General features: G+C 46.5%; 13 protein-coding genes and 1 pseudogene. 6 read left to right on the top strand and 8 right to left on the bottom strand.

Translation table 11 applies throughout. The annotated features are described in order from the left end of the window. Positions 1 to 244 precede the first annotated feature (244 nt). Complete coding sequence (locus EA26_RS21355; protein ID WP_152593672.1) at positions 245 to 478, top strand: hypothetical protein; 234 nt, start codon at positions 245 to 247, stop codon at positions 476 to 478. On the opposite strand, the gene EA26_RS09210 is transcribed toward EA26_RS21355, so the two are convergent. Then, complete coding sequence (locus EA26_RS09210; protein ID WP_039426512.1) at positions 461 to 1,588, bottom strand: ISAs1 family transposase; 1,128 nt, start codon at positions 1,586 to 1,588, stop codon at positions 461 to 463. The two genes, EA26_RS21355 and EA26_RS09210, sit on opposite strands and share 18 nt — an antisense overlap. Positions 1,589 to 1,749: 161 nt before the next feature. Between EA26_RS09210 and EA26_RS09205 the strand changes: the two genes are divergently transcribed. Next, a complete protein-coding gene (locus EA26_RS09205) occupies positions 1,750 to 2,541 on the top strand; it encodes a hypothetical protein (RefSeq protein ID WP_039427003.1) in 792 nt (263 codons plus the stop codon). An 88-nt stretch (positions 2,542 to 2,629) separates the two neighbouring features. On the opposite strand, the gene EA26_RS22580 is transcribed toward EA26_RS09205, so the two are convergent. The 4 genes from EA26_RS22580 to ltrA (EA26_RS09190) form a co-directional block, all read right to left on the bottom strand. Next, the gene (locus tag EA26_RS22580; RefSeq protein ID WP_081947058.1) at positions 2,630 to 2,887 is read right to left on the bottom strand and encodes a group II intron maturase-specific domain-containing protein; all 258 of its coding nucleotides are present in this window, start codon (positions 2,885 to 2,887) and stop codon (positions 2,630 to 2,632) included. After that, on the bottom strand, positions 2,884 to 3,924 hold the full coding sequence (gene ltrA, locus EA26_RS09200) for a group II intron reverse transcriptase/maturase (protein ID WP_052079683.1): 1,041 nt from the start codon (positions 3,922 to 3,924) through the stop codon (positions 2,884 to 2,886). The genes EA26_RS22580 and ltrA (EA26_RS09200) overlap by 4 nt, the downstream gene beginning before the upstream one ends. Before the next feature lie 613 nt (positions 3,925 to 4,537). Further along, entirely contained in the window at positions 4,538 to 6,148 is a 1,611-nt protein-coding gene (locus EA26_RS09195) for an IS1634 family transposase (protein ID WP_039427000.1), read from the bottom strand. A 134-nt stretch (positions 6,149 to 6,282) separates the two neighbouring features. Further along, entirely contained in the window at positions 6,283 to 7,770 is a 1,488-nt protein-coding gene (gene ltrA, locus EA26_RS09190) for a group II intron reverse transcriptase/maturase (RefSeq protein WP_052079615.1), read from the bottom strand. A 476-nt stretch (positions 7,771 to 8,246) separates the two neighbouring features. Here ltrA (EA26_RS09190) and tnpA point away from each other — a divergent pair, with 476 nt between their 5' ends. From tnpA to EA26_RS09165, 4 genes and pseudogenes are all read left to right on the top strand, one after another. After that, positions 8,247 to 8,567 carry an IS66 family insertion sequence element accessory protein TnpA gene (gene tnpA, locus EA26_RS09185; RefSeq protein ID WP_039423672.1) on the top strand — a complete coding sequence of 107 codons (321 nt, stop codon included), beginning with the start codon at positions 8,247 to 8,249 and terminating at the stop codon, positions 8,565 to 8,567. After that, positions 8,564 to 8,917, top strand: coding sequence for an IS66 family insertion sequence element accessory protein TnpB (gene tnpB, locus EA26_RS09180; protein ID WP_039423669.1), 354 nt, complete (start codon positions 8,564 to 8,566; stop codon positions 8,915 to 8,917). The genes tnpA and tnpB overlap by 4 nt, the downstream gene beginning before the upstream one ends. Positions 8,918 to 8,976: 59 nt before the next feature. Further along, positions 8,977 to 10,155 (top strand): annotated as a pseudogene (gene tnpC, locus EA26_RS09175) (IS66 family transposase); the annotation flags it as partial. Positions 10,156 to 10,232: 77 nt separating this feature from the next. Next, positions 10,233 to 11,356, top strand: a protein-coding gene (locus tag EA26_RS09165; protein WP_100269006.1) for an IS3-like element ISVpa4 family transposase whose coding sequence is annotated in 2 segments (ribosomal slippage) — positions 10,233 to 10,485 and positions 10,485 to 11,356 — 1,125 coding nt in all. Because the reading frame shifts where the segments join, the coding sequence is not laid out codon by codon here. Between the two features lie 485 nt (positions 11,357 to 11,841). On the opposite strand, the gene tdh is transcribed toward EA26_RS09165, so the two are convergent. From tdh to EA26_RS09150, 3 genes are all read right to left on the bottom strand, one after another. Beyond that, on the bottom strand, positions 11,842 to 12,873 hold the full coding sequence (gene tdh / locus EA26_RS09160; RefSeq protein ID WP_039426995.1) for an L-threonine 3-dehydrogenase: 1,032 nt from the start codon (positions 12,871 to 12,873) through the stop codon (positions 11,842 to 11,844). 41 nt (positions 12,874 to 12,914) lie between these two features. Continuing rightward, entirely contained in the window at positions 12,915 to 14,108 is a 1,194-nt protein-coding gene (locus EA26_RS09155; protein WP_039426993.1) for a glycine C-acetyltransferase, read from the bottom strand. A gap of 233 nt (positions 14,109 to 14,341) precedes the next feature. Next, positions 14,342 to 15,595 (bottom strand): SGNH/GDSL hydrolase family protein, encoded by a 1,254-nt coding sequence (locus tag EA26_RS09150; RefSeq protein ID WP_039426991.1) that lies wholly within the window; start codon positions 15,593 to 15,595, stop codon positions 14,342 to 14,344. Between the last annotated feature and the right edge of the window lie 265 nt (positions 15,596 to 15,860).

Genomic DNA, 15,860 nt, shown 5'->3' with positions numbered 1-15,860 from the left:
ATTCAGGCCGCCTTTTCAGCGGCCTTTATTCTGCTCCAAAACTTCCCCTTCCGCCTTTGTTTCCCATCGCAATGCTCAATAATGTGAGTAAAAGAAACAACCTGACGCTTATATCATTAGTTTTTGTGATACAAGTTGCTCACTGTGCGATAGAAGTCGTTGTACAGTATCAGTTGCTTGGGGAAAGGGTTAGAACGTTAGTGTGTTGGTTAGTGGTAGTTATGCATAAGGAAATATCGAGAGTATGCCAGAATTAAATGAAGTATTTGGGGTAAACCCAAATCAAGTACTTTCCTATATAGAGAGGGATCAAATTGACACTAAGTTTAGTGATTCACTAAGTACTGGAAATCACATTGTCGTATATGGAGCATCGAAACAGGGTAAAACAGCCTTGGTGTCGAGACATCTTCCCTATGAAGAAAATATCGTTGTTAGACCAGGGCGTCCGCATGAGTGGTTAGAATTTAGTCATTGACTTAAATCCAGCGACTAAGACTTGCTCCAAGAAGCCGGGGTTCATCATGCAACGTTTCTGCTTCATTGGCACACTAATTTTGCTTGGCTCAGCTCTTAGCATGTTAAGCGCCATGTGTCTTAAACCTGCCAAATTTTCAGCCGCGTTTTGTCGGTAAATCTGACAAGCATCTTCTCGCATGCTCACATCTAAAATCCAGTGCATTGACTCTATGCCCCAGTGGGCTCGAATGGCATTTCCTGCCTGCTCCGCGGTCAGGTCTGCTGAACTTATGTAGTAGCGGTACTCCAGCTTTGGCGCTTTACCTTTGGCAACTCGGTAATTTTCAACCATGACAATACTGGCGAGTCCGCTCCACGTTGAGAAGTCACCCTCTAACTCACTAGCCTTGAGTACATGGCAAGTACGTGCTTCAACGCGGCCTTTTTGTTTCTCGATTTGATAAGTGGTTTTGTCAATCGGGGCACGGCGGTGTGGGGCGAAGGCTGTCTGTATGGCTGCCGACAACTTGCCTTGATTCCCCTTTACTGCCAACAAGTAATCACCGCCCTTGCTAGTGATCGCCTTGGCAATCTTGGTCTGGCAGGCCATCGCATCAATCGTCACGATAGCTCCTCGCAAGTCGAGCATCTTAATAAGCTCTGGAATCGCGGTAATTTCATTGCTCTTATCGTCAGTTTTGAGTTGGCCCAATACCAGTTGGTTGGCACTTGCATAGGCGCTCACCATATGGATGGTGCTTTTCCTGTCGTCTCTATCGTAGGAGCCGCGCAAAGTCTTGCCATCAATGGCAACCACCTCACCAAACGTCATGGTATGTACCGCATTCATCCAACCCAGGAAGCAGTCGCGAAACTCGGCAGGATCAATATTTGCAATCAAACGAGCAAAGGTATCGTCGACAGGCACACCGTTTTCAAACAGTCCCTGTTTAAGAAACCACTCATGGTGGCCAAGAACATATTCACGAATGTCAGTCCAGCCTTGACCTCCGGCTATCACGGCACAGATAGACCCAAACAAAATATCAAACAGAGGATAATCAACTTTTGCACTTTGTCGTTTGTCACGGATGATACTGAAATGCGCTTTGATGGTATTAATATTCATGGTCGCTCCCCAAAAGAAGAGCATAAGATCACAGACCGTGCTTCAGGTCAAATTTAACCTTGCGTTGTACAAGAAATGTTCATGATCTTGCCCTGGTTGTTAGACTCACTCCAAATACAAATATATCCGATATTTATTCGAGTATTTTAAGACAAGTAGGAGTGGAAATTGAGACTGCCAATCAAAGTGAAGAAACGTCGACCTCTTCCGCTAGTGTTGGCATAAAGGCTAAAGCAAAAATATGGCTGTTTGGAGAAGGTGAGGCAAGCGCATCAGGTACTATTAGCGCGGGCGGCAAACAGTCAAAAACATATCAAACAGTTCCATTTAATTTAGCTGTCGCGCAGGATATATCAGAGCTTCTACATAAGATTAACTTTAGCAAAAAGATCATCTTAGAAAATTTCCACTATTTGGATGAAGAGAAGCAAAGGGAGCTTTCATTCGATCTAAGAACTTTTCAAGAAACGGGCATAATATTTGTAGTCCTTGGAGTTTGGCGCAAGAAAGATAGGCTGAGAACATTCTGTCCTGACTTAACGGATAGAGTAAATGACATACCTGTTGAACCTTGGGTTGAAGGTGATTTTAGGGAGGTGGTACAAAAAGGGTGTGAAGAACTGAATATTACTATTAGCGAAAGCATTATTGCCAAATTTTTGGCAAATTCGTTCGGAAGCATCGGTGTGCTTCAGGAATTATTAAAGGCTTGTTGCAATTTTGCGGGCATTAATCGAACCCATGAAGGCGAAAGCCTTCATTTAGCAAATGATTCTTATGCAGATCAAGCCTTAGAAGAAAAGTGCAATGAGTATCGAGAAAACCACCAGCAGGCGTTAGAATTATTGGCGGCTGGAAACGTAACGCACTCGAAGGGTAAGGAAAAAGCGCCTCTTCACCTTCCTTACTATCTAGTTAAAGTTATTGTCCAAAAAGGATATGACGTAGAGTAGGTCACTGGCTTCAGCACAACCCTTATCCAGCAACCCCTCTTCAATTCCGTGCATGAGGTTTTCCCTCACACGGCTTTCACATAAATGTTCACCTGCTCACCTTCGCAGTTTTCATCTTCGTCGGTTGTAGATACACAAGACCTGCCTTGTGTAACTTATCCCATGCATCTTGCGCAAGATACAGGCTCCGACGTTGACTTCGGCTTCTTGACCATCGATAAAAGCGTGCCACCAAAAACCAATCCATCTTGAAGAAGACCTGTCGAGGATAACCTACTTTGCCAAAGTAATTCTTCCAGCCTCTTACTACTCTATTAACCCGCTCAACGAGCTGATCTAGGGTCAGAGACGTTCTATGCTTCGCAACTTATCCTTATACTTCTTTTGGCTCTTCTTCGATGGATAGATCTTTACGTAGTTGGTGTGCTGGATGAAACCCACTATGTACTTGAAAGTGAACCCTAAGAAGTCAAATTCATTTCCTACTTGGGTCATATCTACGATGTGAGTTTTATCTTCATTGAGCTTTAGTCCTTCCTGCTCCAGCTTATTCTTTATCCAGTCCTGTTGGGCTGAATTGAATGGCGTTTTCGACAGGATAACAAAGTCATCTGCATAAGAAATTATCTTGCATGGTGTCTTTGTCGCAATCTTCCGACAAAAGTCATTTAGGTAAATGTTTGCCAATAGTGGCGAAATCACCCCGCCTTGAGGCGTACCGATAGGGTTTCCCACTATTCGGCTCTTTCCTTTTGCTGTTGGCTCACTTATCGGCGCTTTGAGGAATAGCTTAATCAGTCTTAGTACTGCCCTATCCGTCACTTTAGACCTTACCTTATCCAGTAATCGTGAATGCGGTATAGTGTCGAAAAACTTTGATAGGTCAGCATCATAGACTTGCTGATACCCTTGTTTTAGATAGCCATTAATGCATATCACTGCGTCTTGTGCACTGCGCTTAGGTCTGTAACCGTAGCTATTACAGTGGAAGTGAGGCTCGAAGACTGGACTTAGCACAAGCGTGCATGCCATTTGTACAATGCGATCTCTGATACTTGGTATGCCCAAATTTCGAGTCTTACCATTGTCTTTTGGTATTTGCACTCTCTTGACCGGCAGAGGTCTGTACCTGCCTTCTACCAGCTCCGCTCTTAATGTTTTGATCAACTTACCAGACGTTTCAATGCTATTTAAGTCCTCAAATCTGACACCATCGACTCCCGCCGCCCCTTTGTTTGCTTTACACAAATAGAAGGCATCCCACAGGATGTCGAAACGACAAATTTTGTCATACAGACTATAAAATGCTTGGTCTGGCTCCTGCTTTGAGCGCAGGTAAAGTTTTCGCTGAAATTCTCGAACTTTATTTGAAGTGCTAGCCATTCGGCAATCTCCTGCTGAAATTTCTTTAAAAACGTCATTTATGTCTGGGCCCCTTCCCTAGATGAGGTTATGTTGTCCTCATCATCTTCGGTACTATGGGCTCATCCGACTGCCTATTGTGTATACACTGAGAATTTCGAGGTCCCCTCTTATATCTCTGCGCTGGGGCGCGACTCCCACAGCAATAGGCTCTCCCACGTTTACTCAACATCCTTCAATGCATGCCATCTTGTATTACACCGGGAAACCACACAGTTGCCTTCGCTAGTTGCTTCACTGTATATGGCAGGGTTCGTATAGACGGAGCGACTCCCCATTTCCACTTGCATGACGATGCTTAACCAAGTTCGCTTAATGCTACGGCCTACATTGCGTCTCAACGATTTCTCGTCTTTGTCACTGGGCTTCATATCATGTTGTTGCCATCATGTATGCCAGTCAGACTTCTAGGTGAACTAGCAATTTCCTATGTAGGGACTTTGCACCCTACTGGACTTAACCCATTGTTTAGGTTAACGTTCTGGGCTTATTATGCCATTTAATCGCTTGGCTGCGTCTCTTGCCCAGAGCAGTGTTGAGCACCTCGTGGCGCTCCCGACATTCCGCAGCTAATTTAGGAATAAACTGCCTCATAGAATCTACCGAGTAATTTGAGTAGTTGTGTTTGGTGATCTTGAAGTCCAGTGATGAACCGTTGGCCGTTGATCTCTAACGTATCAATGCCTTCGAACTGCAAGAAGACCCAACGTGCCGTCGGTTTTGCTGTCGTCTTGTTCTTTACCATACTTGGGAAGAACGCTTCGGTTTGTGCGAGTTGCTCTCTGATTTTGTGTTCTAAACTGGCGTAAACAAGCAAACTCAACGTCATTATCATTAGCAACGCTTCAATGCGCTCAGGCTTTTTCAAGAAGATGGAAGAGGTTAAAAACTCAGGGCTTTTTAGAAAGCGGAAGCCGCGCTCGACTTTTTGTTGCGATTTGTAATGTGCTAGAAGAGCCGTCATGGTGAGTTCTTCATTGTCGGTGTCATTTGTCGCGAGGATAAACATGCCTACTTTGAGCTTAGCCAGTTTTACTTTTTCCAGGTCGGTGAAGGGGGCGGCTTCGATAAAGTATTGGTATCCTGTCGGCGCTTCATCTGTCTTTGGGCGGCCCGAATGAGAGTAAGTCGGCAGTTTGATGAGAGTGCCTTGTTCAAACCCTAGTAAGTCACATTGTTTCTTGAACTCGTTAAACGCTAATTCTGCGTCAACTTCACAAGCGAATGGTTTTTTACTTAGCTTTCCCAGCGCTTTGATTTCTTTTGCTATATTTGCCTCTAAGTTCTTGAAGAAAGTGATTTCTTCCCGCTTGGTGGCTTGTTCACTGTGAACGAGCAACCAACGTTGATTGACCTTTCCGTAATCCGAGTTTATCCAACACCCTGAGTAGCCATGACCGATAGCGCTCAATTGCTCTGGCTCTAGCGCAAGCAGTGCTTGTTTTGCGAGCTTGATGGTCATGGGTACACGGGTAATGAACTTTTGATTTTGCTCATCTAGCGAGGAGATGCTTTCTTCGGTGTACAAGGCAGCATCAGCGATAAAGTAACGACTATTTTGCGCGGCTTTTAGGCAATGTATGTGTCTTTTAGTGACTTCAGCGAATGCCTTGGCATCATTGGTGTTACCACTCAGTGCTTGCATGTAAACAGGAATACCTGCTTGGTTTTCACAGATGAGTTCAAGCACGACTTGGTTAAGCTCTGGCCTATGATCCCGACTATAACCTCTTACAAGCTTAATCACGTTGGTGTTTTCATCTTGTGCATACTCACCATCGACGTGGAAGCTAGTGATATCAAGATGAACAGAATTCGTCGTCAAGCCCAGTTTATCAACAACACGCTCAGCAATAACCTGATAGAGCGCTGAGACATCGGCTTTGTATAGAGCATCTAAGGTGCGGCCTAGTACATCATCAGTAAGGTGGTGCGCTTCAATGTCTTTGGCGAGTAACTTAGACACAGGCTTGGTCTTAAAAAAGTCCGAGAACATGTGCAATGTTCTGCTATGAAAGCCAAGTCCATTTAGGAGCATGGCCAATACCGCGTCACCATGAGAAACATTGTGGTCAGAATATTTTGGGATAACGGCATCTATCATCCGTGGCAGGCCAATTTCGTGACAAAAGGCGGCAATGAGACCAAGGTGATCTAAGCGTTTAATAACAGGATGGGTAGACATATTTTGAGACCGTCAAATAGCAGTAATAGATCAAAACTGTCGATCGCGGTCAAGATGGTGTCGTGGTTTTTATGAAAAACTGATCGCCAGAACACACTATTTAAATTGGTCGCGGTAGGAATAGCGGTCACCCGCTACCCCCCGCACAGATCCGTACGTGCGCTACTAACGCATACGGCTCCTACCTTGGGTCTAACGTCAAATCGCTGCTCAGGATAAGGGTGGACAATTCTTGCTTTGGGGATCCAGTAATCAACTAATTTCCTAAAACGTGACCATGTCATTTTATGACGCTGGCTACGCCTTCGCAGTTGCTTTAGCCATGCATTAGTGATCTCTGTAATAAACAGATTTAGGGAGCTACCATTCATTGGGACACCATAATAGTTGATGTGCCCTCGAATAATCTGATTCAGCCACTTTCCAACCTTCCACGGCGGTAAGTGAAGCCTTTTCTTTAGCTCCTGTCTGACCCATTTTATCTTACTGATAAGTCGCTTTTTGATTGTCTTCCGCTTGATCATTATGGCCTTTTGGCTCTTAGTCAGGTCACAGTAATGTGTGAATCCAAGGAAATCAAAGGTTCCTGGTCTTTGAACTTTCCCTCTTTTAAAGTCTTCAAAAGCGAATCGTCCAAAATGTATCAACTTGGTTTTGTCCGGATGAACGGATAAGCCAAATTGAGAGAGGCGTCTTTTCAACCCCTCTAAACACGCATTTGCATCATTTTTATGCTGAAAACCGATAACAGCATCGTCAGCGTACCTAACCATGATGACATCGCCAGTTGCACTTCGATGCCGTTCTCGGTTCAGCCAAAGATCAAAAGTATAATGAAGATAAACATTTGCCAACAATGGTGAGATCACCGATCCTTGAGGAGTCCCGAGGAGCGATTTAACTCGCTGGTTATGTTCATCAACGTACCCTACTTTTAACCATTTGGTAATAATTTTGAGCAATGGTTTATCTGCGACTCTGTGCTCTAAGAACTGGATCAACCAATCATGTTCTACAGTATCAAAGAACTTGGTTATATCTAAATCAAGCACCCAGTTTATCTTTCTCCGGTTGAGAGCAACATACAGTGCATCAAGAGCTTGATGCTGATTCCGCTCTGGTCGAAAACCATATGAAAAGCCCATAAAGTCGCTCTCATAGATCGATTCTAGAACTTTACTGACTGCTTGTTGAACAATTTTGTCCCTAATGCATAGGATATTCAGCGGTCGCTGACTACCGTCTTGTTTAGGGATATAAATTCTTCTGGCAGGTTTTGGCTTATATCGTCCTGATTGAATATCTTCACATAGCTGCTTGATGAGCTGTTTTGAGAATAATTGATATTTATCCCATGTTACCCCATCGATCCCTGCGGCAGAATCACGCTTGAGAGTGTAAAAGCACTCCATGAGCAATTCTTCCGTTATAAGATGAAGAAGGTTGTTAAACTTCAGTGTCTTATTTTGAGCTGCGAGTTTGCGTATGGCCACCAACTTTGACATCACGGGGATCCAGCTCTGTGTCTGGCCGTGGTTAGACTGTTGACCATTCCCCTTGGTCAGGATACTTCCCTCCGCAGACTCCGCGTCTGTTTTACGAGTTTTGTTCGTCTGTTTCATCAGTACTATTATCCTGTCCGACTTCCTATACCATATTTATCTTGCCTGAGAGGGTTCAATAATTATGCCCGGTTGATACTTACCGGGACTGTATAGGATCTCCTAGGTTCCGGCGTATAAATTTCTCTGTATGCATAAGGTCTCCGACCCCGGGAAGTGTGCCCAAGAACTCACCAAATTACGCTCTTGTCACTATTGGATTCTGCTTCGCTTAACAACATCTCCACTTCCAAACTGAATTTCGTGGCTCAATACTTAGCCTACAGATGCCTCTACTAACACTTCACTAATGCAGTTACCCACACTCAGCGCATAGCTCGAGGACCCAGCGGATGGTTAGTCCTTACTGAGATGGGACTTCCACCCATTATTTATTCGCCAGCTTTGCCTAGCGTTCTAAGCGCATCATAAACCCCGCATTCTAATCGTCTAGCCCGAATAATAAGATCAAACCTCCAACCCAAAGGAGATTTGAAATGGCCAAACGACGCACTAACCAAGAATGGCGAACCCTGTTCGAACACTATGAATCCAGCCAGTTATCACAACGATTATTCTGTGAACGTAACGGACTGAGTCTCTCCACTTTTTACGCTAAGCGCCAACAGTTAAAGCACTGCGAAAAACCGAACACGGTTGGCTTTGTTAAAACAGAAGTCGTTGAAAAGACCACAAAGTATCAAGCCACTCACGTTGCCGTTGCCAATATGACCCTGCTCGTCAATGATGTTGAACTGAGCATCCCACAAGGCACGCCAGCGACCTATCTCGCAGAGCTTATCGGTGCGCTGTCATGAAACGTATGCTCAGTGCTCCCGAAATCTATCTCTATCGCGAAAGCGTCGATTTTAGAAAGTCCATCAACGGCCTCGCGGCGATTATCGAAAGTGACACCGACTTACCCTTGGGCAGTGGTGCGCTGTTCCTATTCACCAACAAACAGCGCGATAAAGTCAAAGTGTTGTACTGGGATAAAACAGGCTTCGCTCTTTGGTACAAGCGCCTCGAAAAAGCCAAGTACAAGTGGCCTTCCAAAGAGCAAAATGAGGTGTTTACCCTAACTCAATTCGAGCTTGATAGACTGCTTTCTGGCTTCACGATTATCGGCCATAAACCCATTGAAATAAACGATTTTACAATGACTTAAGCGATAATAAACTCTTATCCACCAAGCGTTAACGTCATGATTTTAGTATAATCAACGCCATGAAAAAGACGCTAAATATCAACCCAGAAAGCCAAGATGTTGCCGAGCTACAAGCGATGGTGAAAGTGCTGATGTCGGAGAAAAATGAGTGGCAACAAGAGCGTCAATCCCTACTTGAACAGCTCAAGCTTGCCTTCGACCGTCAGTTCGCTAAACGCTCAGAGGCGTTAAAGCCTTACAATGAATCCCAAGGTGACCTCTTCAACGAAGCGGAGTGTGAAGCTGCTAAGGAAGAAGAGGTTGATGTTGTCACAACGACCACCACAATGAAGAAACGCGGTAAACGTCAGCCCCTGCCAAAGAGCTTGCCTCGTGAGGTTATCGAACTTGATTTAGACGACGATGAAAAGCAGTGCACTTGCTGCCAACATCACCTGCATAAAATCGGTGAAGACCGTAGCGAGAAACTTGAGTTCACGCCAGCGGTACTCAAAGTGTTGGAATATGTTCGTCCTAAATATGCTTGCCGCCAATGCGAGCAAACTCAGGACAACAGCCGCATCGTTCAAAAGCCAGCGCCGCAAAGTATTATCCCTAAAAGCTTCGCTACAGAAAGCTTGTTGGCCAATATCATCCTCGGCAAATACCAATACGCGATGCCACTTTATCGACAAGAGTCGTTGTTTACCCAGTCGGGTATCGAACTCTCGCGCACCACCATGGCAAGGTGGATTATCCAAGTCAGTGAGAAGTTCGCTCCACTTTATGCGGCCTTGAAAGCGCACCTACTTGAGCAAATGGTGATTCAGGCGGATGAAACGCCGCTCAATGTCCTCAAAGAAGATAAACAGTGTTACATGTGGCTCTACTGCTCGGGCGCGGACTCGCCAGATGCCGCACTGCCCAATGTAAAAAATATCGTCTTGTATGACTATCAAAACAGTCGCGCGAGGTCGTGCCCTGTTGCCTTCTTGGGCGACTATGATGGGTATCTGCAAACCGATGGCTATGGTGTTTATGATGGGCTTCATCGAGTCACCAATGTCGGTTGCTTTGCGCATGCTCGGCGCAAGTTCATGGACGCGAAAAAGCTTCAAGGCAAAGGTAAGTCAGGCAAAGCGGATAAAGCGCTGGCCAAAATCCAGAAACTCTATGGGATAGAATCCCGCTTAAAAGGTGCCAGTGCCGAAAAACGGAAAGCAGAGCGCCAAGAGCATGCTAAGCCGATACTGGATGAGAAGTGGCCCCCAATTTTCGGACATGACTTTAAGTGGTCGATCTGTTTTGATAGTACCCAACAATACAGGGACAGATTATGACTAGAAAACGTAGAAACCACTCTCCTGAGTTTAAAGCTAAGGTGGCTCTCGATGCCGCTAAAGGCGATAAAACCGTCGCTGAGCTAGCTCAGAAATATAACCTGCACGCTAACCAGATCTCAACATGGAAAAAGGAGCTGCTTGAAAACGCAGCCATGATTTTTGCCACCGAAAATCACTCAGGAAAAGAGAGTTCCGAAGATGTGGACAAACTTCACGCCAAGATCGGTCAATTGACCATGGAAAATGATTTTTTGGCCAAAGTGCTCGGTCGTTAGACCGAGCCCAGCGAAAGAGTTCGCTGGTTAAATCCACCCCATTGCCGATAAAGCGCCAATGTGAGCTGCTCAATATTGCTCGCTCTACCGCTTACTATCAGCCCATCGGACTCTCTGCTGAGGAGATCACGTTACGACGTATGATTGACGAAATTCATCTGCAGTATCCGTTTATGGGCAGTCGGCGCATTCGAACTGAGCTGGCTAAAAAGGGCCATAGCGTTAATCGTAAGCGTGTTGTTCGACTCATGCGCGATATGGGGATTGGGGCGATTTATCCCAAGCCCAAAACGACGCTGGCTAACAAAGCACACAAGGTGTATCCCTACCTGTTGCGTGATATCGAAGTCACTTACCCAAACCAAGCTTGGGCGATTGATATCACGTACATCCCGATGGCGAAGGGGTTCCTGTACCTCGTTGCGATTATCGACTGGTATAGCCGCAAAGTGCTGGCTTGGCGACTATCCAACACCATGGACACGAGTTTTTGTATCGAAGCGCTTGAGGAAGCGCTGAAGCATTATGGGCCACCTGATATCTTTAACTCAGATCAAGGCAGCCAGTTTACCAGCACAGAGTTCACACAGAAGTTAATTGAACATGACATACGTATAAGCATGGACGGGAAAGGCCGCTGGGTTGACAATGTTTTCATTGAGCGATTATGGCGAAGCCTGAAATATGAGGAGGTTTACTTAAAGGCTTATACCACGCCCCGTGAAGCCGAGCTTGAAATCGGCAACTACATGGTGTTTTATAATGAAGAGCGTAACCATCAAGGACTGAATAACCTCACTCCTGATGAGGCCTACTTCGGTAGGCAAAGATACGCAGCATGAGCTGGGTCAACCACTTAACAAATGAGCTTATGTGTCCAACCAGCGGGGTCCACTTCTAACTGAATGTCTCTTTCCATACCAAAGACTCCCGACGTATCTAAAATGAGTATAAGAATTCTATTAATCTAATTGAGCAATGTTATATCAGAAATGGCTATTAATAGTTAGCACTAGTAAACTAAATGTAGATCTCCCTAACTATCCATTTTTTAGTTGCCACTTTATTCGTAAACCCATTACCAAATTTGGCTAATCGTTGTCCTAAAGAGATTTCACTGAACTGTTGAGATTTGCCGTATTTCTAGTACTCGTTCTCAAGATATATCATGGGACCAAAACAGGCTGAGTTTGGGGCTAGTGAAAAGCGTCATGGGACCAAAATGGGACCATTCGTGGGGCTAAATGGGGCTTTATTTTCCATTTCACTGTTTATGCTTACAGTAGTCGCCAATGCAAAAAGCGCTCCTTTCGGAGCGCTTTGTTTTTTATTCCCAATCGAGGATGACTTTGCCGGAAGCCCCGCTACGCATAGCGTCGAAGCCTTTTTGGAAGTCGTCCACTTTGAAGTGATGGGTGATAATTGGCGTTAAATCGAGGCCAGATTGGATCAGGCTCGCCATCTTATACCAAGTTTCGAACATCTCACGGCCGTAGATCCCTTTGATCACTAAGCCTTTGAAGATCACTTGGTTCCAGTCGATACCCATATCTGAGGGTGGAATACCCAACAGAGCAATGCGGCCGCCGTGGTTCATGGTTTTTAACATTGAGTTAAACGCCGATGGGTTGCCCGACATCTCTAGGCCCACATCGAAGCCTTCTGTCATGCCCAGCTCGGCCATCACATCATCCAGCTTTTGCTCTGCCACGTTAACCGCGCGAGTCACGCCCATTTTACGCGCAAGATCCAAGCGGTATTCGTTCACATCGGTAATCACTACATGGCGCGCACCAACGTGCTTAGCCACAGCGGCGGCCATAATGCCGATTGGGCCTGCGCCGGTGATCAGCACATCTTCACCCACGAGATCAAACGACAGCGCGGTGTGCACTGCGTTACCGAATGGGTCGAAGATGGACGCGAGATCGTCAGAAATGCCATCTGGGATTTTGAATGCGTTGAACGCTGGAATCACCAAGTATTCAGCAAACGCGCCAGTGCGGTTAACGCCAACGCCGATGGTGTTGCGGCACAAATGCGTGCGGCCACCACGGCAGTTACGGCAGTGACCACACGTGATGTGGCCTTCGCCAGAAACGCGGTCACCGATGGCAAAACCACGCACTTCTTGGCCGATACCGACCACTTCGCCCACGTATTCATGGCCGACGACCATAGGCACTGGAATGGTTTTTTGCGACCATTCGTCCCAGTTGTAAATGTGCACGTCTGTGCCACAAATAGCGGTTTTCTTAATGCGGATCAGCAGATCGTTGTGGCCAAGTTCAGGCTTGTCCACTTCGGTCATCCAGATGCCTTCTTCAGGCTTAAGCTTTGATAATGCTTTGATTTTCATATTGTTCACCAAATATGCCCCGCGCAATGCGAGGCAAAAAATTAGATAATACCCATCTCTTTGCCGACTTCGATAAACGCATCAATGGCTTTATCAAGCTGCTCGCGAGAGTGTGCGGCCGACATCTGGGTGCGGATACGCGCTTGGCCTTTGGGTACCACTGGGAATGAAAAACCGATCACGTAGATGCCTTTGGCTAGTGCGCGCTCTGCAAACTCCGCCGCCACTTTGGCATCACCTAGCATGATGGGGATGATGGCGTGATCGGCACCGGCCATTGTGAAGCCAGCCTCAGTCATGCGAGTGCGAAAGTGCGCCGCGTTTTCCCACAGGCGAGCGCGCAGATCGCCGCTCTCTTGCAGTAGATCCAACACGCGAATGGAGGCAGCAACGATCGCCGGTGCTACCGAGTTAGAAAATAGGTACGGACGAGAGCGCTGACGCAACCAATCGATCACCTCTTTTTTACCCGCTGTGTAACCGCCCGATGCGCCGCCCATCGCTTTGCCAAGCGTACCTGTGATGATGTCGATGCGATCCACCACGTTGTGATATTCGTGCGTGCCTGCACCTGTTGGGCCCATAAAGCCGACTGCGTGCGAGTCATCGACCATGGTCAATGCGCCATATTTTTCCGCTAGGTCACAAATGGCTGGTAGGTTGGCAACCACACCGTCCATTGAGAACACGCCATCGGTCACGACCAGAATGTTGCGCGCGCCCGCTGCTTTTGCCGCGATCAACTGCTCTTCCAGCTCTTGCATGTTGTTGTTGCTGTAGCGAAAACGCATGGCTTTACACAGACGCACGCCGTCGATGATCGACGCGTGGTTCAGCGCATCAGAGATGATGGCGTCTTCTTTATCCAGCAGGGTTTCAAACAGGCCAGCGTTGGCATCAAAGCAGGAGGTGTAAAGAATGGTGTCTTCTTTACCCAGGAATTGCGAAAGCTTCTGCTCAAGCTGTTTGTGAATGTCTTGCGTACCACAGATAAAGCGTACCGACGCCATACCAAAACCGTGGCTGTCCATACCCTCTTTGGCCGCTTCAATCAGCGCCGGGTGATTGGCTAGGCCGAGATAGTTGTTGGCGCAGAAGTTCAGCACTTCTTCGCCGCTGGCGATTTTCACCGCCGCTTGCTGATCAGAGGTAATGATGCGCTCAGATTTGTACAGGCCTTCCGCTTTCACTTCTTCAAGTTGATTGCGGATCTGTTGGTAAAATGCTGAAGACATGGAGTATTCCTTCCAGATGGTTTGGGGGCGGCTTGAGAGCCGACTCATTGTAGGGCAGCCTTTATGTGACAAGGGTCACGGGCGAATGGCCGTTATTACTTTCAAGTGTAATCTATGGCTTGGAAAACGATTATCCCTGACATTGGAAAAGCATTAGTGAATCAGAGGCAAGAATCACAATGAAAAACGGAAGCCGTTTGGCTTCCGTTTTGATTAGGTGCTAAGAGCGGGTTTTAAAAGGCAAAACGCTGCATGCCTGCGCCCGGTTCGAGCATCTTGTCGGCGATGTATTTGTGCACTGCGGTGGTTGGGTGAGTCACCCCCCAGAAGACGTATTTGTCTGAGCTGTGCGCCGCGCACTCGTTGGTCAAGCTGTGGCTGTAGAGATAATCCGCCGCCGACGAACGGTTGATGTTCAAACACGCGTCGCTGGCGTTGACAAAGCCATGTTGCTGCGGGTTGGTGGTCAGCTGTTCAAACAGGGTGTAAGTATCGTACAAGGTGATGTTGTAGCCTTGCAGGATGTACAGCGCCGCTTGCGCTTTGATGAACTCGTTGAACTCTAGGATCTTCGCGCGCACTTTGGCGATTTCATCAGCAGTCGAGTATTTGAACTGCGGCGCTTTGGTCGCGTCTGGCAACGTCATCAACATGATATTTTGCGCACCAGCATCGGTAAGGCGAGCTAACGCGCTGGCGAAGTCCGCTTGCACGTCGGCCACTTCACGGTTGTAGTTCATGAAATCATTCAAGCCAAACTCAAGCGTAAACAAGGTATTGGCTGGCTTGTAGTTTTTCGCCATTTTGGCGTACGTCAGATAAGAAGAGACCTGATCCCCTACCCCAGTTAACGCAATGTATTGATTCGAGCCTGCCGCGCCGCCCACGGCCCAGTTATATAGCGGCAGTTTTTTCTCTTGGGCGATGTATTCCGTCCAGACAAAACCGTTGGAGAAGTGGCCGAGGAACCAAGTATTAGGGTTGGGGAAGCGCCACATCGCAGCATTGAAGATGTTGCCGGTATCCGACAAGCTGTCGCCAAATGCGACCATCTTGTTGATTTGATCAGCTTGCATCACCGGATCATTGGTCCAAATCGTGTGGTTGTACGACCAACGATTGTCGGCAGCAAAGAAGGTGATGTCGGCGTTTTCATGGCTCACACCGAGCGTCTCTTCACAACGCTGCTTAATCACGTTTTGCGAGGTATTGGTGTAAAACATGTTTTTAAAAGAGACCGAACTCCACCAATAGCCATTGAGGGTGTAGTAGCTCCCATCGGGATTTTGTGCCCATTGCCAATCCGTTGCCGAATCGTTATGAGAGTTTCCGGTGCGATACCAGCAACGAACATAGGTATAAGTTTCTTTGTTTTGGGTACTGACCACTTGCGCAGTCGTTATGGATTCAGGAGAGAGCGCTGGCTCAGCAGCCACTGCAGAAGCGAGGGGTAACAGAGCCCCCAGCAGTATTGTCATCTTTTTCATAGAATTATCTTCTTGTTTTATGATTGTAAACTGGCAAATGAGAAAATTTCTCACTGACAGTTTTGTCATTTTGAGTAGATACTCTATCGAGTCAACCACCTAAATATGCAATTTTCCAAATCTGGCATCAAAGTCAAAAAAGATTCATTCTATCAATTGAGGATTATTTTATAAAAATAGAATAATTACTCACTAACAATAATTTAACATGCGGTTTTTATCAATTAACTATTTGCTTTATAAGCACTTTAAATGAACAAGCGAT

It is taken from the genome of Vibrio navarrensis (genome assembly GCF_000764325.1).
Classification (GTDB): Bacteria; Pseudomonadota; Gammaproteobacteria; order Enterobacterales; family Vibrionaceae; genus Vibrio; species Vibrio navarrensis.
Note: the sequence above shows the minus strand (reverse complement) of the source record. Positions and strands in the feature narration are given on the sequence as shown.

Bases quoted from the DNA above. Each gene is read 5' to 3' on its own strand.
- EA26_RS21355 (WP_152593672.1), top strand. From the start codon at position 245: ATGCCAGAATTAAATGAAGTATTTGGGGTAAACCCAAATCAAGTACTT.
- EA26_RS09210 (WP_039426512.1), bottom strand. From the start codon at position 1,588: ATGAATATTAATACCATCAAAGCGCATTTCAGTATCATCCGTGACAAA.
- ltrA (WP_052079683.1), bottom strand. From the start codon at position 3,924: ATGGCTAGCACTTCAAATAAAGTTCGAGAATTTCAGCGAAAACTTTAC.
- EA26_RS09195 (WP_039427000.1), bottom strand. From the start codon at position 6,148: ATGTCTACCCATCCTGTTATTAAACGCTTAGATCACCTTGGTCTCATT.
- ltrA (WP_052079615.1), bottom strand. From the start codon at position 7,770: ATGAAACAGACGAACAAAACTCGTAAAACAGACGCGGAGTCTGCGGAG.
- tnpA (WP_039423672.1), top strand. From the start codon at position 8,247: ATGGCCAAACGACGCACTAACCAAGAATGGCGAACCCTGTTCGAACAC.
- tnpB (WP_039423669.1), top strand. From the start codon at position 8,564: ATGAAACGTATGCTCAGTGCTCCCGAAATCTATCTCTATCGCGAAAGC.
- tdh (WP_039426995.1), bottom strand. From the start codon at position 12,873: ATGAAAATCAAAGCATTATCAAAGCTTAAGCCTGAAGAAGGCATCTGG.
- EA26_RS09155 (WP_039426993.1), bottom strand. From the start codon at position 14,108: ATGTCTTCAGCATTTTACCAACAGATCCGCAATCAACTTGAAGAAGTG.
- EA26_RS09150 (WP_039426991.1), bottom strand. From the start codon at position 15,595: ATGAAAAAGATGACAATACTGCTGGGGGCTCTGTTACCCCTCGCTTCT.